The following is a 19,912-nucleotide window of genomic DNA, read 5'->3' on the forward strand; positions in this document are numbered from 1 at the left end:
CCTGACATGCGCCTGCCATGGGGCTTCAAGCCTTGACTTCGCTGGCGGGAATGTGAATGGAAGTCCGAAAGAATAAAGGCAAGGCCAGACAAGAAGGACGACATCCCATGGGTATTGCATTCACATTTCCCGGACAGGGAAGCCAGGCCGTCGGCATGGGCAAGGAGCTGGCGGATACCTATCCGGAAGCGCGCGCCGTGTTTCAGGAAGTCGACGAGGCGCTCGACCAGAAGCTTTCCGATATCATGTGGAACGGCCCGGAAGAGACGCTGACGCTGACCGCCAACGCCCAGCCGGCCCTCATGGCGGTGTCCATGGCGGTCATGCGGGTTCTCGAAGCGCGCGGTTTCAAACTGTCCGATACGGTTTCTTATATCGCGGGCCACTCGCTCGGCGAATATTCGGCGCTCTGTGCCGCCGGCACCTTCTCGGTTGCCGATACCGCCCGTCTTCTGCGCATCCGCGGCAACGCCATGCAGGCCGCCGTGCCGGTGGGCGAGGGCGCCATGGCGGCGATCATCGGGCTTGAACACGACGCCGTTTCGGCAATCTGCGAAGAGGCGGCCATTCTCGGCGTCTGCCAGATCGCCAACGACAATGGCGGCGGTCAGCTCGTCATCTCCGGCGGCAAGGTCGCCGTCGAAAAGGCTGCGGCGATCGCTTCCGAAAAGGGCGCCAAGCGCGCCATCATGCTGCCGGTTTCCGCCCCCTTCCACTCCGCGCTGATGGCGCCGGCGGCGGAAGCCATGCGCGAGGCGCTGGCGGCCGTTGAAAAGCACAACCCGGTCGTGCCGGTTATCGCCAATGTGCGCGCCGCCCCCGTTTCCGATGCCAATGAGATCGCCGCCCTGCTGGTCGAGCAGGTGACGGGTCAGGTGCGTTGGCGCGAGACGGTGGAATGGTTCGCCGCCAACAATGTCACGCAGCTTTACGAGATCGGCTCCGGCAAGGTGCTGACGGGCCTTGCCCGCCGCATCGACAAGACGGTGAACGGCGTTGCCGTCAACGGCGCTGCCGATATCGACCAGCTTCTTGCCACCCTCATCGGCTGAGACGGATACTCCGGCTGCGGCATTCATCGGGCGCAACTGCGCTGAACATTTTCAGTCCGAAGCTCTAAAGAAGGAATAGGACATGTTTGATCTGACAGGCCGCAAGGCTCTCGTAACCGGCGCGACCGGCGGCATCGGCGAAGAAATCGCCCGCCTTCTGCACAGCCAGGGCGCAACCGTCGGCCTGCACGGCACGCGCGTTGAAAAGCTCGAAGCGCTGGCGGCGGAACTTGGCGAACGCGTCAAGATTTTCCCGGCTAACCTTGCCGACCGTGCCGAAGTCAAGGCGCTCGGCGAAAAGGCCGAAGCCGAACTGGAAGGCGTCGATATCCTCGTTAACAATGCCGGTATCACCAAGGACGGCCTCTTCGTGCGCATGAGCGACGAGGACTGGGACAAGGTCATCGAAGTGAACCTGACGGCAATGTTCCGCCTGACGCGCGAGCTGACGCATCCGATGATGCGCCGCCGTTTCGGCCGCATCATCAACATCACTTCCATCGTCGGCGTTACCGGCAATCCCGGCCAGGCCAACTACTGCGCCTCCAAGGCCGGCATGATCGGTTTTTCGAAGTCGCTGGCCCAGGAAATCGCCACCCGCAACGTCACCGTCAACTGCGTGGCGCCGGGCTTCATCGAAAGCGCCATGACCGGCAAGCTGAACGACAAGCAGAAAGACGCCATCATGGGCGCCATTCCCATGAAGCGCATGGGAACCGGTGCTGAGGTCGCCTCGGCCGTTCTTTACCTCGCCTCCAACGAGGCGGGCTACATGACCGGCCAGACCCTGCACGTCAACGGCGGCATGGCGATGATCTGACGGCGCCTGAGGCCGTCATGAAAAAGATTGCGGCGCTGTTTAAGCACCTTCTTGGGTAGCTGGCGCCGCAAGGCCCCGCCAACTGGTTTTCGGCGAAATTGCCTGTCATACGCTGTGCTTAGCGCGTTTTCAGGCTTTTCGACCGATTGAAACCATGTTAAGCGGGCCAAGACTGTGAACAGTCGTCCCGGAGAGACAGGAAGCCGTTGCGATTTTGCGTGACGATGTCTAGCTTGGACCGGGTTGAACGGGTTTGCCAGCAGTGCCGGATTTGAACGGCGCATGAGGGCTTCTAACAGGGCAGGGTGCCGCAAGGCATTCCCTTCAAAATAAAGGTCGAGGAAACCGACATGAGCGATATCGCAGAACGCGTAAAGAAAATTGTAATTGATCATCTTGGCGTTGACGCCGACAAGGTTGTCGAAGGCGCCAGCTTCATTGACGATCTGGGCGCTGATTCGCTCGACACCGTTGAACTGGTCATGGCTTTCGAAGAAGAATTCGGCGTTGAAATCCCCGACGACGCAGCTGACTCGATCCTGACCGTCGGCGACGCCGTAAAGTTCATCGAGAAGGCCCAGGCCTGATCGACCTTGATGGGGGAGGTGCAATATCCTCCCGTCCTTGGCCCGGCTCGTCCGGGCCAATGTTTTATAGGCAGACGGTAACATGCCCCTGACGGTGCTTGTTCCGGGCAATGCATGGGGTCATGGGCCGGAAACGGCGCCCACAACCGTCATGCTGAGATTTGAAATACTGCAGCATCCGATGAACATCTCCTGATGTCCGGCGTTGCATGAAGACCGATGATTTGGATAAGGGCGGAGCATTGGCGATGAGGCGTGTCGTTATCACCGGTACCGGCATGGTATCTCCTCTTGGATGTGGGACGGAAGTGACCTGGGAGCGGCTGCTGGCCGGCCAGAACGGCGCCCGTCTCGTGACTGAATTCGAAGTCGAAGACCTTCCGGCAAAGATCGCCTGCCGTATTCCCGTGGGCGATGGTTCCAACGGCACCTTCAATGCCGATGACTGGATGGAACCCAAGGAACAGCGCAAGATCGATCCTTTCATCCTGTACGGCATGGCTGCCGCCGACATGGCGCTTGCCGACGCGGACTGGCATCCGGAAACGGACGAGGACCAGATTGCCACCGGCGTTCTGATCGGTTCCGGCATCGGCGGCCTTGAGGGCATTGTCGAGGCGGGCTATACGCTGCGCGACAAGGGCCCTCGGCGCATTTCTCCATTCTTCATTCCCGGCCGCCTGATCAACCTCGTATCAGGCCAGGTTTCCATCCGCCACAAGCTGCGCGGACCGAACCATGCCGTGGTGACGGCCTGCTCGACCGGCGCGCACGCCATTGGCGACGCTGCCCGTCTGATCGCGCTCGGCGATGCCGACGTCATGGTCGCCGGTGGCGCCGAATCGCCGGTCTGCCGCATCGCGCTTGCCGGCTTCGCCGCCTGCAAGGCGCTCTCCACCCAGCACAATGACAATCCGGAAAAGGCCTCGCGCCCCTATGATCGTGACCGCGACGGTTTCGTCATGGGTGAAGGTGCGGGCATCGTCGTTCTGGAAGAGCTGGAACATGCCAAGGCGCGCGGTGCGAAGATTTATGCGGAAGTCGTCGGTTACGGCCTTTCGGGCGATGCCTATCACATCACCGCACCGTCCGAGGACGGTGAAGGCGCCTATCGCTGCATGTCGATGGCGCTGAAGCGCGCAGGTCTCACGCCTGACGATATCGACTACATCAACGCCCACGGCACCTCGACCATGGCCGATACGATCGAGCTTGGCGCGGTCGAGCGGCTTGTCGGCGAATCGGCCTCGAAGATTTCCATGTCCTCCACCAAGTCGGCCACCGGCCATCTTCTCGGTGCGGCGGGCGCTATCGAGGCGATCTTCGCGACGCTTGCGATCCGCGACAACGTCGTTCCGCCGACGCTGAACCTCGACAATCCCGATGTGGAGACGAAGATCGATCTCGTGCCGCACAAGGCGCGCAAGCGGCAGGTCGATGTGGCGCTCTCGAACTCCTTCGGCTTCGGCGGTACCAACGCCTCCCTCGTGCTGCGTCGTTACGAAGCATAATTGCGGCGGCGGCTCTGCCGCCGCTGGCGCCCTCCCACCGGGTGCTGACAAAGGACGTTCTTTCCTTTGAAGAACGCATTGCGGCTTGCGAAGGCCATTCCGGTTTTCGCGCCGATATTGTAGTCGTTTATGGGAAGCGTTTGCCGGTTCGGGGTAATTTCCGGCCGCAGGCTGCTTCCTCCATCGGCTTTGTCCGAAACGATGTTCGTGAAGCGGAATAGCAAGGCTTCACGATATCTCTATGTGGTGCAGGAAGACATTCCGAACCTGTTTTTGCCGCATTACCTGCGCAAAAAGCGCTGACAACGCCGAACTGAAAAGGACCGACGGTGAGCGACACGAACCAGAACAGCCAGGGACCATACGGACAAAACGGCACGGGCGAAGGCAATCGCGGCCCGATCATTCCGAAATCCCCGACGGAAGCCCTGCGGCCGGAAAAAGTGCCGGCTCCGCCCAAGCGCTCCCGCAAGGCCCACGGCCAGCTTGTGATCTTTCTGAATTTTCTGATGACGCTCGCGGTTGCCGTCTGTGTGCTGGCCATTGCCGCTTTCTATTACATGATCGATGCGTTTCAGGAGCCCGGTCCGCTCCAGACGAACACGCATTTCACAGTGCGCAACGGCGCCGGCATTATCGAGATTGCCAATAATCTCGAGCGTAACGAGGTCATCTCCAACGCCCGTGTCTTCCGCCTGATGACCGGCAGCTACCTGCAAAAGGACCAGACGCTGAAGGCCGGCGAATATGAGATCAAGGCCGGCGCATCGATGAAGGACATCATGATGCTGCTGGAGTCCGGCAAGTCGATCCTTTATTCGGTGTCGCTGCCGGAAGGCCTGACCGTGAAGCAGATGTTCGCGCGTCTTGGAGCGGATGAAGTGCTGGATGGCGAATTGCCCTCGGCGCTGCCGCCGGAAGGCAGCCTGCGCCCCGATACCTATCGCTTCACCCGCGGCACCAAGCGCGAAGAAATCATCAACCAGATGAGTGCGGCGCAGGACAAGCTGATCGACATGATCTGGGAACGGCGCGATCCCGACCTGCCGATCAAGACCGTCGAAGAATTCGTGACGCTTGCCTCGATTGTCGAGAAGGAAACCGGCAAGGATGACGAGCGCGCCCATGTCGCTTCTGTGTTCTACAACCGTCTGAAGAAGGGCATGCGCCTGCAATCCGACCCGACGATCATCTACGGCCTGTTCGGTGGCGACGGCAAACCGTCGGACCGCCCGATCTACCAGTCGGACCTGCAGAAGCAGACGCCGTTCAACACCTATGTCATCAAGGGCCTGCCGCCGTCGCCCATCGCCAATCCGGGCCGGGCGGCGCTTGAGGCCGTGGCCAATCCATGGCGCACGGATGACCTTTATTTCGTTGCCGATGGCACCGGCGGCCATGTGTTTGCGAAGACGCTTGAAGAGCATAACGCCAATGTGCGCCGCTGGCGCAAGATAGAGGCCGAAAAGGCGGCCTCCGGCGCCAATCCCGATATTGTCGTGGATGGCCAGCCGGGCGGGGCCGAGGCGGAAAAGCCGGCCGACAATTGAAAATCCTGACCGGGCCTTGCGATCCGCACGGGCCCGGTTTTGCACGGCATGACGGGGGGCTTCCAGATATGACATTGCAATCGATGACCGGCTTCGCACGCAGCGAAGGAACCTCCGGCCGTTACCGCTGGGCGTGGGAATTGCGTTCGGTGAACGGCAAGGGGCTCGATGTGCGCCTGCGTCTGCCGACCGGTCTTGAAGCGCTGGAAACGGCCCTGCGCGAAATCGCAGGCGAGCATCTTTCCCGCGGCAATATCCAGGCGGGCCTGACGCTGGCGATTGCGGAAAACCGGTTGGAGGCGGTGATCAACCGCGATGCTCTGGCGGCGGTTCTGGCGCTGAAGAAGGAGCTTGGCGATGTCGTGGAAGACAAGCCGCTGAGCTTCGACACGCTGCTCACGCTGCGCGGGCTCGTCGATTTTCGCGAGGCGGAAGATGACGCGGAGGCGCAGGCCGCGCGCAACGGCGATGTGCTTGCCGGCTTCGCCGCCGCCGTCGAGAAGCTGAAGGATATGCGCGAGCGGGAAGGGGCGTCGCTGTTTGCCATTCTGTCCGGTCATATCAACCGGATCGAGCAGCTCGCGGACATCATTGAAAGCGATCCTTCCCGCCAGCCGGAACAGATCGCGGCACGGCTCGCCCAACAAATCGCCCTCATCGGCGACGGCTTGCATGGTCTCGACCGTGACCGGCTGCATGCCGAGGCTGCGCTGCTCGCCACCAAGGCGGATCTGCGCGAAGAGATCGACCGGCTGCACGCCCATGTTCAGGCGTCGCGGGAGCTTTTGGCCAATGGCGGGCCGGTAGGACGCAAGCTCGATTTTCTTGCACAGGAATTTAACCGCGAGTCGAATACAATCTGTTCCAAATCGAACGCCAGTGCGGTAACCGCAGCAGGCATAGAGCTGAAAGTGGTGATCGACCAGTTCCGCGAGCAGGTCCAAAATCTGGAGTAGACCCCATGGTCCCGGTGAATAATTCTCCCGTCACGATTGCCCGCAGAGGGTTGATGCTGGTGATTTCTTCGCCATCCGGCGCGGGCAAATCCACGATTGCGCGCAACCTGCTCGACAAGGACAAGAATATCGGTCTGTCCGTCAGCGTCACGACGCGTCCGCGCCGCCAGAGCGAGATTGACGGCATCCACTACCATTTCATTTCCAAGCGGGACTTCGAGCGCCTGCGGGATAGCGATGCGCTGCTGGAATGGGCTGAAGTTCACGGCAATTTTTACGGCACCCCGCGTGGACCGGTGGAAGATGCCATGGCTGCCGGCCGCGACATGCTGTTCGATATCGACTGGCAGGGCGCCGAGCAGCTTCAGGACAAGATGAAGGCGGACGTCGTTTCGATCTTCATCCTGCCGCCGACCATGACTGAACTTCAATCGCGCCTGCATCGCCGCGCCGAAGACACCGAAGAGGTCATCAAGACCCGGCTCCTTAATTCCCGTGCCGAAATCGAGCACTGGCGCGACTATGACTATGTCATCCTCAATGACGACCTGCAGGCCGCCTTCGAGGCGGTCGAAGCCATCGTGAAGGCCGAACGCGTCCGCCGCGACCGCCGCCATGGCATGTTCGATTTCGTGCGGGCGTTGCTCGAGGAAGAGCCGAAGCTTTGATGGAAGGTAGCGTCTGGCTACCGGCCCCAAAATCTTGAAATTGAAGCGGTTAGGCGTTATGTATATCCCGGCAGGATATACGAGGCTCTGACAATGGCTACGTCAACGGTTTTTATAAGCAATCGCAGTCAAGCTGTAAGGCTACCGAAGGCCGTGGCTTTTCCTGATGACGTGCATAAGGTCGATGTTCTGAAAATCGGTCTCGCGCGTGTTATAGTGCCGCAGGGAAAGCGCTGGGACGACCTTTTTCTGACCGGCCCACGTGCAACGGATGATTTTCTTTCCGTTCGCGAAGAGCCTGCATTGGATGAGCGCGAGCCCTTCTGATGCTTACATATATGCTCGATACCAACATATGTATCTATGTGATGAAGACTTATCCTCCGGAGCTGCGGGAGAAATTCAACGCTCTGGCAGATCAACTGTGTATTTCGAGCATCACACTTGGCGAGCTTTATTATGGTGCTGAAAAATCCATCCGGCGCCAGGAAAACATCAACGCCATTGAAAATTTTACTGCGCGTTTGGACGTTCTGCCTTTCGCCGACAAAGGCGCCGCACATTACGGACAGATCAGGGCCGAACTTGCCAAGGCTGGAACGCCATGCGGCGTTCATGATATGCAGATTGGTGGTCACGCCCGTAGCGAGGGGCTGATCGTCGTAACCAATAATATGCGCGAGTTTGTCCGGATGCCCGGTTTGCGAGTTGAAAACTGGGTTTAGTCCTCGGCCTCGTCCTATTCCAAAACGTTCGGCTAACCGATGGGAGTCGCTGCTGTTATCTGGGCGATAGGTTCACTTGCCGCCCATTGGCGAGATAGCCGCTCGTCTGCGGCGTCTTCGGCCCAGCCGTGGCCCGTATTAACTGTCTGCAGAACAACATCCGCACCGGCCGATGCCAGTTGGTTGGCCAAATGCGGCGCATCGGTGGGGTGACGCCTTTCGTCGTAGGCGCTGGCGAGCAGAAGTATGGGGTATCCTGAGAGGTTTGGGAGGGCCTGATGCGTTCTTGGAGAAAGCGGGCGAAGCAGAATGGCTCCCCTCGACAGATTCCGATTCAGGCATATGGTTTCAGCCGCTATGATCGCGCCGTTCGAATATCCAACGAGAAGGGGTCTCTGCCCGGTCTCATGAAACACAAAGTCGATGAACTGGCAGAGGCTGGTCGCTCGATGTTTGAGGTCGTCAATATCAAGCTGTCTGTCGGGCTTTCGGCGGAAAAACGCGAATCCATTCTCCCAAGGAACAGTGCCTCTCGGAGCATATAGAACGCTCTTGGGAAAGACGGCACGGCCAAAAGAAATGAGGTCGTCTTCCGTTCGCCCCGATCCATGCAGCAAGACAACCGCGCAGTCGGGCGTTTCAACGGGAATGTCGAGCTTGTAATGAAAACCGGCACTCTCCACGCGCTTGTTCCTTTATTTGCAGTCTCCACGAACCCGTGTCCCGCCGCTCGGAATGGCACATTACATGACGGATTTACAGGCAGTTCGCCAAAGTGATGAATTCCTTCACCGATAGCGTTTCCGCTCGCCGTGTGGGATCGATCCCCGCTCTTTCCAGCAGCGTTTCGCCGCCAAGGCTTTTCACGCTCTGGCGCAGCATCTTGCGGCGTTGGCCGAAGGCCGCTTCCGTCACCTTTTCAAGCTTGGCGACATCGCAGGGTAGCGGCTTGTCCTTCGGCAGTAGGTGCACGACGGTGGAGGTTACTTTCGGCGGCGGGCTGAAGGCCTGTGGCGGAACGTCGAAGGCCATTTCGGAAACCGTGCGCCAGCCGGCGAGAACGCCCAGCCGGCCATAATGGTTATCGCCTTCTTCGGCCACGATGCGCTGGCCGACCTCCTTCTGGAACATCAGCGTCATGGAGAGCCAGAAGGGCGGCCATTGTTTCGGCAGCAGCCAGTTGACCAGCAATTGCGTGCCGACATTGTAGGGCAGGTTGGCGATGATCCGCACCGGTTCGCCGGCGGGAACCAGAGCCTCGAAATCGGTCTTGAGGGCGTCGCCCTCGATGACTTCGAGCCGTCCGGGATAATGCGCTTCGATTTCCGCCAGCGCCGGCAGGCAGCGGCTGTCGCGTTCGACGGCGATGACCTTTTTCGCCCCGAGCGACAGAATGGCGCGGGTGAGGCCGCCGGGACCGGGGCCGACCTCTATCACCGTCACGCCGTCTAGCGGTCCTGCTGTCCTTGCGATCTTCTGGGTTAGGTTGAGGTCGAACAGGAAGTTCTGGCCGAGCGATTTCTTCGCATCGAGCCCGTGACGCTGGATGACATCGCGCAGCGGCGGTAGTCCGTCGATGGCCGCCATTATGCGTTGGCCCGGCTGCGGAGGGAAATGTCCGCCGCCATCTTCAGCGCCGCGACAAGGCTCGCTTCATTGGCTATGCCCTGGCCGGCAATACCGAAGGCGGTGCCATGGTCGGGCGAGGTGCGGATGAAGGGCAGGCCGAGCGTGACATTGACGGAATCGTCAAAGCCGAGCGCCTTTGCCGGAATGAGCGCCTGATCGTGATACATGCACACCGCCACGTCATAACGCTTGCGGGCGGCATCGTGGAACATGGTGTCGGCGGGCAGGGGGCCGAAGGCATCGATCCCGTCCTTCCGCAACCGCATGGTCGCCGGGTGAACGATATCGCGATCCTCGGTGCCGAGTGCGCCATCTTCACCCGCATGCGGGTTGAGGCCGGCAACCGCCAGACGCGGCGCCTCGATGCCGAATTTCTGCCGGAGATCGGCATCGATGATCCGGCAGGTCGTGACGATCAAATCTTCGGTGAGAGCGGCCGGTACGTCTTTCACAGGGATATGGATCGTCACCGGGACGACGCGGACCTTGGGGCCGGCAATCATCATCACCGGGATGACGTGCTCGCCGGTCTGGCGCAGGGCGAGATCGGCGAGAAATTCCGTATGGCCGGGGAAGCCGAAACCCGCCTCATAAAGCACCGATTTCGCGATCGGATTGGTGACGACGGCCGCAGCCTTGCCCTCGACCGTAAGGGAAACGGCGGTCTCGATGGCCTTGATCGTCGCGTGCGCCGCTCCGACATGCGGCTGACCCGCCTGCACTTCGAAGCCGACAGGAAGGGAGAGAATGGGGAAGGCGTGTTCGAACAGGCCGACGGCGCTTTCCGCATCGCAGGTCTCGATATTGACCGGCACGCCGATCAGCGCCGCACGGCTCGCCACCACATCGGGGTCGCCGATGAAGATGAAGGGCGGCACGCCGTTCTCCCGGCGCTTAGCCCAGGCGGTGATGGCGATGTCGGGGCCGATACCGGCTGGATCTCCCTGTGTCAGGGCAAGCGGCAGGGATGCATATGTCACGGAAAGACCCGGCTCTCGTATCAATATCAGGTGTTGACGATCTGCGCCTTCTTGCGCAGCTCATCCATATATTTCTTTTCGTTCGGGTTTTCGCCGTCCTTGGCCTTCATCAGATCTTCGGACTTGAACACCATTTCCGCCGCATAATCGTCGGAAACTTGGCGCTGCTTGCAGATGGCCAGATATTCGACGCCCTTTTCGGTGACGCGCGTGCCGGTGGTGCCGCCTTCCTTGGTCTTCTCCACCAGCGCCTTCCAGTCTTCCGGCAGCTCCGGCGCCAGAATGCGGCCAAGGTCCTTGATCGCCACATCACGCATGGTCGCGGCGAAGCTCATCGCCTGGTCGCAGCCGGGGTAACGCTTGCGCGAGGCTTCAGCCTCGGCCTTGCGCTTGCCGGTAATGGCGTTGCGTTTCGATTCCGGGATAACGAAGATGACCTGCTGCAGGAAATATTCCGTGGTGACGGGCTTGTCGCCGCGTTCCTTCAGTCGGGTAACGAGATCCTGCGTCGACATCTTGCCGCGTGCGCCATAACGGGCGTTGACAAGGCGCGGCCAGCTCATCTGAACGGCGATGAAGGCCTTGAAATGGTCGGCTCCGACACCCGCCTGCGCAAGCACCTTCGTCAATTGCTGCGGGGTCATCTTGTTGTTGCCGGCAAAGCGTGCGAAGGCCGCATCGACATCGTCGGTGCTGACCGACATTTTAACGCGGCCGATTTCCTCGCGCTTCAGCGCTTCATCGACAAGCTGCTCGCGCGCCTTTTCATTGAGATTACCGGACTGGCGCTGCAGCTTGAGGAAGGCGACGCGCTTGGCAATATCGTCATTGGTGATGGGTGTCTTGTTGACGACGATCTTGACGGTGCTATCGGCGAAGGCCTGGCCGGCATAGGGCACAACGGCCATGGGAACGGCGAATATCGCAAAGGCGAAAGCAGCGCCACGCAAAGCCGTCTTTCCGAAATTCATCATATCCTTCTCCCTTTCGTCGGGCAGGGTCCTGTTGCCCTGTCCCGCCAATCTGTTCTGCCTGATGAGGGGAATATTGAACTCTCCCGCTTTTCAGACCTGCAACTGTGCATCCGCACCGCGAATTTGCCACGTATATATCATCGCGATCCGCAAGACGGCAATGTGTCGGTTTGTTGAAAGAAAACCCGATAGGTTCCATGCGCGGCCGACATTGGCGTGTTGTTGCGGCGAAACCGTGGCTTTACTGGCCAAATGGTAAAAAGGCAGGTCACGATGCTGCGTAACCTGCCTCTAAACTCAGTAGTTGTTTGGCTTCCAGCCAATATCCATGTCGTTCCAGTCCTCATTGGCTGAGCCGACACTGATATCGCCGAGCGTACGGAAGGCCAGACGGGCATTGATCGACCAGTCATTGGCGGCCTGGCGGCTGGAATTGATATTGCCTTCGTCGGAATAGCTGACCGTCAGGATCGTGCATTCATCCTGATAGGCAATGCCGATGCGGCGTTCGGCGGCAAACTTCCCGTTCAGATCGTAATTGATCGAACCGAACAGCGACCAATTGTCGTCCATGCGCAGCGAACCGGACGCCTGGATGATATCGCGGTCTTCGTTATAGCCGTATTTCGGCTGTGCCTTGACCTGCGTATAGCTGAGCTTGCCGGTAAGGCGACGGTCCGAATAGCTGATACCGGTTTCCGAGCGGTTGATGTCGAAATCGTCCTTGTCGAGACGCAGGCTCGACGACAGCGAAAGTCCGATCGGCGCATCGAAAGCGGCCATGGCGACGTAATCCGAACGGTCGGATTCGAGGCCCGAATTGGCGCCTGCATTGACGAGATCGTAGGAGGCGAAGGAATTGTCGCCCGCCAGATGGAAGGACTGGCCGGCAATGGCGCGAACGCCGTAGCCGTTGTCGAACGTACCGTTATAGCGGAAGCCGATATTGGCGCGCGTGCCGCCTTCGATCCGGTCGAAACCGGAGAATTTGTCGCGTTCGAACAGATTGGTCGCGTCGAACACGAATGCCTGTGCGTCCTCGTTCGGAAGGCGGCCGGCATATTGTTCGTTCGGGCGCACGAAAATCTGTGCAATGGGCTCGATCACGTGGCTGCTGTTGAGCGCCGTGAACAGCCAGGGATAACGCACTTCCAGACCACCGGTGACCATGCCGCGGAAAGCCGCGCCGTCATGCATCATGCCCTCATAGGCATAGGAGGTCCCGCCCGAGGTGAAGGCCGCAGGAGACATGTCCGTCCAGAGCGCGTCGCCGCGTGCGGCGAATATCGGCGTGATCTGCAGGCCGCTATCCATCGTGAAGGTGCGCTTCCACTCGGCTTCGGTGGAAAGGCGCGTATAGTCGCCCTCAAGCCCGCTGAAACGCGGATAACCGCCGAGCGCGTAAGCATCCTGCTTCAGGCGCGTGATGCTCGTCAGGTTGGTGGTCAGCGAAAGTTCGCCGCCATAAACCGGATCCGGCACGAAATAACGGTAATCGACGACCGGATGGACGATCGCCTGTTTGCGTTCCTTGGTTTCGGTATTGTCCGTGTCCTGAACGTTGAAATAATAACCGCGGGCTTCGAAGCTGTTACGCTCACTCGCACCGGTCAGATAGATCTGGTTGGTCTGAACGTCGTTTTTATAACCCTTCAGCCCATAGGTGCGCGAAAAGTTATTGTCGGTCTGCACCATGGCATCCCAGCCGAAAGCCCAGCGCGGGTTGATCGAGAAATCACCCTTGCTTGCGATCATGCCGCGATTGTCGTTGAGGGCATCGCTGGTGCCGGCCGTGAAGGTTTCGGACTTCTGCTGGCTGATGCCTGCGATCGTGACCGTGTGCATGCCGGTTTCGAAGCGCTGGCGCAATTCCGCCTGCAGCAGCAGACCCTGCGTCGTGTAATAGGTCGGCGTGACGGTCACGTCCGAGGTGTCGGACAGGACGTGGAAATAGGGGACACCGATACCGAAACCGAGATTGTCGGTAATGCTCATCTGCGGGAACAGGAAGCCGGATTTACGCTTTACCGTATTGTCCGGAACCGTAAGGAACGGCAGATAGGCGATCGAATGGCCGAAAAGCTGCAGGCGGGCCTTTTCCAGCCGCACCGTATGGGTCTTGCCGTCCTGAACGACGCGCTCGGCCTTGACCTGCCACAACGGCGCTTTTTCGGGCCGCTCGGCGCAGGGCAGACACGCGGTGTAGACACCGTTGTTGAGCACCATCAGGTCGCCTTCGAGACGCTCGGCGCTTTCACCGGCAATACGGGTATTGTCCGTGGTCTCGACGCGCAGCGCATTGACGAAGCCCTGACCGAAATCGTCGGTCACGTCCATCTCGTCGGCATAGATCTTGTTGCCGCCCGGCTCGATCAGCTCGATGTTGCCATGGGCGATCACGCGGCCGGTCTGCTGATTATATTCCACTTGCTGGGCCACCATGCGGTAGCCCGAATATTTCATGCGAACCACGCCCTTCGCGATCACGCGCTGGGAATCGCGATTATAGGTCAGTTCATTTGCTGTAAGCAGGAGTTTCGAATCGTCTTGGCTTGCCGACGCAAGCAAACCATCCTGGCCGAAAGCGACCGGGCTGGATGCCAAATACGCGCACACAGCGGCACCTGTCAGAAGGGCCGTCCAAAGCCGCCTGATATTCCCGCGGTCATATACCGCCACTAGCCGTCCTCCTGATGAAGCAGAATGGTTGCCCCCAAAGCCAACGCCACGATGACTGGAACCCAGACCGCGACGGTGGGAGGGACAACACCACCACTCCCGAATGCCCTTACGAGCACGGTTACTACATAAAGCACGAAGCCGGAAACGATTCCACCCAGAATCACGGAGCGCGATTGGGCGAAGCGGCTGAACTTTAATGAAACGGTCGCGGCGATCAAGGTCATCGCGACCAGAAGCAGGGGCGTCGATAGCAGGAAATGATACTGCGTCTCAAGCGCCTTCGAAGATAGTCCAAAGGACTTTGCAACTTCGATCTTGTGAGAAAGGTCAAAGAAAGCAACGGTTTCCGTCTGCGTCATGCGCTCCTGAACGAATTCCCGTCTCAGATTGGTACTGATCCGCGTGCTTTCTTGCCGAACTGGCACATGCCCGGCGCGCGTTTCCGAAACGCCGTTAAGAAGCCAGTAACCATCTTCCAATTTAGCCGACTTCGCATCCTTACGGGAGACGATGTTTCCGTCCTTGTCGATGTCGATCAGAACCACGTCGAGAAGCAGCGTTCCATTGTCCTCGAAGCTCTTGGCGCCGATGATCGTATCCTGGCCGCCGCTTGCTTGGCGCATCCACGGAATGATCTCCTGCTGGCGGCCGCCGCCCGCTTCATTGCGCAGGCCGGCTTCCATCGCCAGCGACTTGTTCTGGCCCCATGCCGCAATGGGGTTGAGGATGGTGACCGACAGGATGCCGATGAAAACCGCGCCGAGCACGAAGGGAAGGATGAACTGCCAGGCGGAAATGCCGGCGGCGCGCGTCACCACCAGTTCGTAACGCCGGTTGAGCGAGATCAGCGTCGTCATGCCGACGAAAAGCGCAATGAAGGGCACGGTCTGTTGCAGGATCAGCGGCAGGCGAAGCGCCGTCAGGCCAAGGGCGGCCGGAACGGAATAGCCCGGCAGGCCGGACATGCGCCGTGCCGTTTCGCTGAAGTCTGCAAGATAAATGATCGAAGATACGCCGAGCAGGAACCAGATGGCGGTGATCAGATATCGCTTCAGGAAATACCGGGAGAGCGTGTTGAAAATCATGCGTTGCCGCTCCCTGAGCTTTTCGCCATCCGGCTGGAGAAGAGACGGCGCAGACGACCCATCGCATCGGCGATGATTTTCGGCATTTTCGGCTTGCGACCGGTCAGCAGAATGAAGGCGGCGGCCCCGCCGCTGAGGCCCGGAACGGCATAGACCAGCGGAATGAAGGCCGCGCTCTGCTTGATCTGATTGGTGACGTAAAAACCAAGCCACCGCAGCATGAAGGCCGTCACCAGTGCGGCGACCATCGGATGCAGGCGCGCTTCGCGGTGCGAACGGGCATCGGCGGCGATGACCAGCGAAATCAGCGCGAAGGAAAGGGCGAACATCCAGTCCGACAGGCGCTTGTGCAGCTCGCTGCGGAAGGCTTCCGGTGAGCGCTTGTAGCTCGCATTGTTCTCGTCGGGCGAGAGAAGGAAACCGAGGCTGGCATCGCCCGGCGAGAGCGACGGCTCGGAATCCTGCTTTTCCGACATGGTCGAAAGGTCGAAGGCATAGGACAGGAACTTGACGATCGAAACCTTGCCGTCCGGCGTCTTCTGCTGCACTTCCCCGTCGCGCATGGTCAGCGACGTGCCGCTTTCATCGATCATGCCTTCCTTGGCATAATAAATGAGATCGAAATTCGGATCGCGGCGGTCGGCGACGAACAGGCCCTTGAGGATACGGCCCTGCCGCTGGGCGATCTGCACGTAAAGACCGTCCTGAATGGTACGGAAAGTCTTTTCTTCGATCACCGAGGACAGAAGGTCGGCATAGGCGGCGGCCACCATCTGCCGGGCGGAGCTGCGGGCGGGCGGCTCGATGAAATTGGTGATGGTGAAGGAAAACGCGCTCAGAATGGCGGCCAGAATGAGAACCGGGCGATACATGATCGACCGGGGCGATCCGGCCGCATCGATGATGGCAAGCTCGGAATCGTTGTTCATCGTGGTGAAGATCTGGGTGATGCCGATCACCAGCGCGAAAGGCAGGACGACCGGGATCAGCGTCGGCAGGATCATCGTCGCGAGCGCCATGAAGGAACCCATCGACTGGCCGGTATCGGTGACGAGATTGATTCTCTGGAGAACCTGGATGGTCCAGATGATGGCCAGCACCGGCAGCAGCGCGACCAGAAACATCTGCGTTGTCCGCCGCAGGATATAGTTCTCGAGAAGCTTCATACGGCCCTGTTCGACATTGTTTTTCCGTGCGATCGCTCGCCGAATTTCCGCCTATCTAATCGCATCGTTTGCAATTGGCTATTCCGGCGTGCTCACAAATATGTTTTGCGCGATGATTTTTCCATCGCCTGTGTCTTTTTGTGGAACAAGCTGTCGGTTTCATGACGCGATTTCGCATTCCACAAAAATGCCTTTCCTTTAACGACTGTAGGCCTTTAAAGAATGCGGGGTTGCGCCCGGGGCCGAAAAGGCCATGATCATGCGCATCGTGCAAGTCGTAGAAGAAGAGCAGGAAAACATGTCCGCCAAATTCGATATTTCTTTCGCCAATTCCGCCGCGCTTGAAAACGCGCTCGCCGTTGTGCTGCAGGCCTCGGGTGAGGCGCAGGCCGTCGCCGGCGCCTCCGAGGCCGATCCGGGCGGTGTGATCGAAAGGGCGGCGAAGATTTCGGGCTTTTCCGCAAAGTCCATGACGACGCTCGACGTGATCGCGCCGCAGGGTTCCGCCGCCGACAGGCTGCTCGTCATCGGCCTCGGCAAGCCCTCGAAGCTGGTCGCCCATGACTGGCTGCGCGCCGGCGGCACCGCCGCCGCCAGTTTCAAGAAGGCGGACAGGGTCGTCATCTATCTCGATGCGCCGGGCGTAGAGGTCGGTGCGCAGGCTGCTGCGGATTTCGCGCTTGGCCTGCTGCTGCGCGCCTATAGCTTCGATGCCTACAAGACCAAGAAAAAGTCCGACGAAGAGAAGACGCCGAAGAAGGTGGAGATCGTCATCGTCACGGCCGCCCATCAGGAAGCGGAAAAGGCTTTTGCCGTCTCCGAGGCCGTTGCGGGCGGTGTTACCCTGGCGCGCGATCTCGTCAACCTGCCGCCGAACGCTCTCGGTCCCGTCGAATTTGCCGAGAAGGCGGAGGAGCTGCGCAAGCTCGGCGTCGAGGTGGAAGTCCTCGGCGAGAAGGAGCTGAAGAAGCTCGGCATGAATGCGCTTCTCGGTGTGGCGCAGGGGTCGGCGCGCCCGCCCAGACTTGCGGTGATGCAGTGGAACGGCGGCAACAAGAAGGATGAGCCGATTGCCTTCGTCGGCAAGGGCGTCGTTTTCGATACCGGCGGCATTTCGCTGAAGCCCGGCCTCAATATGGAGGATATGAAAGGCGACATGGGCGGGGCGGCGGCCGTGACCGGCCTGATGCATGCGCTGGCCGCCCGCAAGGCCAAGGCGAATGTAATCGGCGTCATCGGCCTTGTGGAAAACATGCCTGACGGCAATGCCCAGCGTCCAGGCGATATCGTCACCTCCATGTCCGGCCAGACCATCGAGATCATCAATACCGATGCCGAAGGCCGGCTGGTTCTGGCCGACGCGCTCTGGTACACCAAGGATCGCTTCAACCCGAAATTCATGGTGAACCTTGCCACGCTGACGGGCGCGATCACGGTGGCGCTCGGCAATCTTCAGGCCGGTCTATTCTCCAATGACGACGAGCTTGCAGCGCGCCTCACACAGGCGGGCGATGTGACGGCCGAAAAACTGTGGCGCATGCCACTCGGCAAGGATTACGACAAGATCATCGATTCCAAATTCGCCGACATGAAGAACAGCTCGGGCCGTCTGGCGGGTTCCGTCACCGCCGCGCAGTTCCTCAAGCGTTTCGTGGGTGAAACCTCCTGGGCGCATCTCGATATCGCCGGCACAGCCATGGGTTCGCCGCTGACCGAGATCAACCAGTCATGGGGATCGGGCTACGGCGTCCGGCTGCTGAACGAACTCGTTCGTGCCCATTACGAAGATTGAAGCGAGCGGAGCGGCACGTCTGCGGATGACTGAAATTCTGTTTTACCATCTGACGGAATCGAAGCTGGAGGATGCGTTGCCGCCCTTGCTCGAAAAATCGCTGGAACGCGGCTGGAAAGTCGCGATCCAGACGGTGGGCGAAGAGCGCCGTGATTTCCTCGATACGCATTTGTGGACCTTTCGTGACGACAGTTTCCTGCCGCACGCCACCGATACTTCGCCCGCACCGCAAAACCAGCCGATTCTCCTGACGGCGTCCGACGAGAACGCCAACGCGGCAAGTGTCCGCTTTCTCGTCGATGGCGCCGAGCCGCCGGCGGTCGAGGCTTATGAACGTATCGTGTTCATGTTCGACGGATACGATGCCTACCAGCTCGAAATGGCGCGGAATCACTGGAAAAGGCTGAAAACAGAGGGACATTCCCTGACCTACTGGCAGCAGTCGCCTGAAGGCCGCTGGCAGAAGAAGGCCTGATCGCACCGCCGATTGGGTGTCCCAAAGATTGGTTCCATACGCAAACAGACCGGCAAAAATTCGCACGTGGCGCCAATTGCCGGTTTTTGCATTATGCGCCCAAAGGAAACGTAGCGGAATAGGCTTCTGCTTCGATCGAGGGGGCTGGTTTGACCTGCTCTGCCTCGGGCGGCTTCCTGTAGCGCAACAGCAGAAGGACATGAGTATGGGACAGGCGATATCGCGACCGGAGGGAGAAACCGAGCGTCTGGTCGCGGTGCGGTCGATCATGTCTTTCAAGAATGCCGAGATGCCGGAGCTGAAAGTGCTGTCGCAACTGGGGCAGGGGGTTTTTGGCGTGGCGCGTGCGGCGGTCAATATCGTCGATGAGGATTGGCTTCATATCGCCGAGCAAGCGGGAATGCAGCTGTCGGAATGCCCGCGCGATCTGTCGATCTGCAACCGCGTCATCGCCAAGCAGGATGTGGTGGTGATTTCCGATCTGACCGAGCATCCGCATTTCCGCTTCATGTCCTATGTCAAAGGGGGCCCGGAGCTGCGTTCCTATGCGGGTGCGCCGATCGAACTTGAGCCCGGTCTTGTTGTTGGCGCCTTTTGCCTGGTCGATACGGTGCCGAGAAATTTTTCCCGCATCGAAATCGACAATCTCAGGCACTTCGCGTTGCTGGCGGCTGCATTGCTGCGGCTTCAGAAAGCCAATTTCACCATGAGTCTGGCCGAACGCGAATTGCGCGATGCGGCGATGACCGATCCGCTGACCGGTTTTTACAATCGCAAGGCGCTGGAGGCGATTGTCGATGGCCAGCTCGGCGCGGCCCTGCGTGCAAACGAGGCCTTCGGTGTCCTCTATCTTGATCTGGACGGTTTCAAGACCATCAACGACACGTTCGGCCATCCTGCCGGTGACCGGGTTCTGGCCGCCGCCGCCGGACGCATCCGCAAGGCAATCCGCAAGGAGGACATCGTCGTGCGCATGGGCGGCGATGAATTCGCGATTTTTATACCGCGGCCCCGCAGCCCCGATGTCATGAACGGGCTGGCGGACCGGCTTCTGGCCGCTTTCCGGAACCCGTTTGACGTGGACGGGCAGGAGGTCAGCGCCCGTCTCAGCATAGGTGGCGCACTTGCCCCGCAGGCGGGTGCGGACCGCGCGACGCTTCTGCGGAGTGTCGACGAAGCGTTGTATCAGGCCAAAAAATCAGGGCGCGACCGTTTCGTCAGCCGCGCCCTTTGAGGCATTGTCCTTCGGGAAGCGTTTCT

19 protein-coding genes are annotated in these 19,912 nt (G+C 59.8%); 12 read left to right on the plus strand and 7 right to left on the minus strand.

Going from position 1 to position 19,912, the window contains the following annotated elements; all coding sequences use genetic code 11:
• Positions 1-107 precede the first annotated feature (107 nt).
• From fabD to FGF54_RS04110, 9 genes are all read left to right on the plus strand, one after another.
• The gene (fabD, locus tag FGF54_RS04065) at positions 108-1,052 is read left to right on the plus strand and encodes an ACP S-malonyltransferase (protein ID WP_142778990.1); all 945 of its coding nucleotides are present in this window, start codon (positions 108-110) and stop codon (positions 1,050-1,052) included.
• An 82-nt stretch (positions 1,053-1,134) separates the two neighbouring features.
• Positions 1,135-1,872: a 3-oxoacyl-[acyl-carrier-protein] reductase gene (fabG, locus tag FGF54_RS04070; RefSeq protein WP_142778991.1), complete on the plus strand. Its 738-nt coding sequence runs from the start codon at positions 1,135-1,137 to the stop codon at positions 1,870-1,872.
• 350 nt (positions 1,873-2,222) lie between these two features.
• The gene (locus tag FGF54_RS04075) at positions 2,223-2,459 is read left to right on the plus strand and encodes an acyl carrier protein (protein ID WP_003502080.1); all 237 of its coding nucleotides are present in this window, start codon (positions 2,223-2,225) and stop codon (positions 2,457-2,459) included.
• A 248-nt stretch (positions 2,460-2,707) separates the two neighbouring features.
• On the plus strand, positions 2,708-3,970 hold the full coding sequence (gene fabF / locus FGF54_RS04080; protein WP_142778992.1) for a beta-ketoacyl-ACP synthase II: 1,263 nt from the start codon (positions 2,708-2,710) through the stop codon (positions 3,968-3,970).
• 329 nt (positions 3,971-4,299) lie between these two features.
• Positions 4,300-5,520, plus strand: a complete 1,221-nt coding sequence (gene mltG / locus FGF54_RS04090; protein ID WP_142778993.1) for an endolytic transglycosylase MltG — start codon at positions 4,300-4,302, stop codon at positions 5,518-5,520.
• 68 nt (positions 5,521-5,588) lie between these two features.
• Positions 5,589-6,476 (plus strand): YicC/YloC family endoribonuclease, encoded by an 888-nt coding sequence (locus tag FGF54_RS04095; RefSeq protein ID WP_003520732.1) that lies wholly within the window; start codon positions 5,589-5,591, stop codon positions 6,474-6,476.
• A 5-nt stretch (positions 6,477-6,481) separates the two neighbouring features.
• Positions 6,482-7,144: a guanylate kinase gene (gmk, locus tag FGF54_RS04100; RefSeq protein ID WP_003502089.1), complete on the plus strand. Its 663-nt coding sequence runs from the start codon at positions 6,482-6,484 to the stop codon at positions 7,142-7,144.
• A gap of 93 nt (positions 7,145-7,237) precedes the next feature.
• Positions 7,238-7,471, plus strand: a complete 234-nt coding sequence (vapB, locus tag FGF54_RS04105) for a type II toxin-antitoxin system VapB family antitoxin (RefSeq protein ID WP_031233980.1) — start codon at positions 7,238-7,240, stop codon at positions 7,469-7,471.
• The gene (locus tag FGF54_RS04110; protein ID WP_142778994.1) at positions 7,471-7,869 is read left to right on the plus strand and encodes a type II toxin-antitoxin system VapC family toxin; all 399 of its coding nucleotides are present in this window, start codon (positions 7,471-7,473) and stop codon (positions 7,867-7,869) included. Before vapB ends, FGF54_RS04110 begins: the two co-directional genes overlap by 1 nt.
• A gap of 32 nt (positions 7,870-7,901) precedes the next feature.
• On the opposite strand, the gene FGF54_RS04115 is transcribed toward FGF54_RS04110, so the two are convergent.
• From FGF54_RS04115 to FGF54_RS04145, 7 genes are all read right to left on the minus strand, one after another.
• On the minus strand, positions 7,902-8,552 hold the full coding sequence (locus FGF54_RS04115) for an alpha/beta hydrolase (protein WP_142778995.1): 651 nt from the start codon (positions 8,550-8,552) through the stop codon (positions 7,902-7,904).
• Positions 8,553-8,625: 73 nt separating this feature from the next.
• Positions 8,626-9,456 (minus strand): 16S rRNA (adenine(1518)-N(6)/adenine(1519)-N(6))-dimethyltransferase RsmA, encoded by an 831-nt coding sequence (rsmA, locus tag FGF54_RS04120; protein WP_142778996.1) that lies wholly within the window; start codon positions 9,454-9,456, stop codon positions 8,626-8,628.
• The gene (gene pdxA, locus FGF54_RS04125) at positions 9,456-10,478 is read right to left on the minus strand and encodes a 4-hydroxythreonine-4-phosphate dehydrogenase PdxA (protein WP_142778997.1); all 1,023 of its coding nucleotides are present in this window, start codon (positions 10,476-10,478) and stop codon (positions 9,456-9,458) included. The genes rsmA and pdxA overlap by 1 nt, the downstream gene beginning before the upstream one ends.
• A gap of 26 nt (positions 10,479-10,504) precedes the next feature.
• Complete coding sequence (locus tag FGF54_RS04130) at positions 10,505-11,452, minus strand: peptidylprolyl isomerase (RefSeq protein WP_003520739.1); 948 nt, start codon at positions 11,450-11,452, stop codon at positions 10,505-10,507.
• Positions 11,453-11,749: 297 nt separating this feature from the next.
• Entirely contained in the window at positions 11,750-14,131 is a 2,382-nt protein-coding gene (locus FGF54_RS04135) for an LPS-assembly protein LptD (protein WP_142778998.1), read from the minus strand.
• Entirely contained in the window at positions 14,131-15,219 is a 1,089-nt protein-coding gene (gene lptG, locus FGF54_RS04140) for an LPS export ABC transporter permease LptG (protein ID WP_078054093.1), read from the minus strand. The genes FGF54_RS04135 and lptG overlap by 1 nt, the downstream gene beginning before the upstream one ends.
• Positions 15,216-16,385, minus strand: coding sequence for an LptF/LptG family permease (locus FGF54_RS04145; protein ID WP_142778999.1), 1,170 nt, complete (start codon positions 16,383-16,385; stop codon positions 15,216-15,218). The genes lptG and FGF54_RS04145 overlap by 4 nt, the downstream gene beginning before the upstream one ends.
• Before the next feature lie 298 nt (positions 16,386-16,683).
• On the opposite strand from FGF54_RS04145, the gene FGF54_RS04150 reads away from it, so the two are divergent.
• From FGF54_RS04150 to FGF54_RS04160, 3 genes are all read left to right on the plus strand, one after another.
• Entirely contained in the window at positions 16,684-18,177 is a 1,494-nt protein-coding gene (locus tag FGF54_RS04150; RefSeq protein WP_059753150.1) for a leucyl aminopeptidase, read from the plus strand.
• A 25-nt stretch (positions 18,178-18,202) separates the two neighbouring features.
• Positions 18,203-18,652 (plus strand): DNA polymerase III subunit chi, encoded by a 450-nt coding sequence (locus tag FGF54_RS04155; protein ID WP_003520745.1) that lies wholly within the window; start codon positions 18,203-18,205, stop codon positions 18,650-18,652.
• Positions 18,653-18,857: 205 nt separating this feature from the next.
• A complete protein-coding gene (locus tag FGF54_RS04160; RefSeq protein WP_142780132.1) occupies positions 18,858-19,886 on the plus strand; it encodes a sensor domain-containing diguanylate cyclase in 1,029 nt (342 codons plus the stop codon).
• Positions 19,887-19,912 lie beyond the last annotated feature (26 nt).

The sequence above is a fragment of the Agrobacterium sp. T29 genome, from assembly GCF_006970545.1.
Lineage (GTDB): Bacteria > Pseudomonadota > Alphaproteobacteria > Rhizobiales > Rhizobiaceae > Agrobacterium > Agrobacterium leguminum.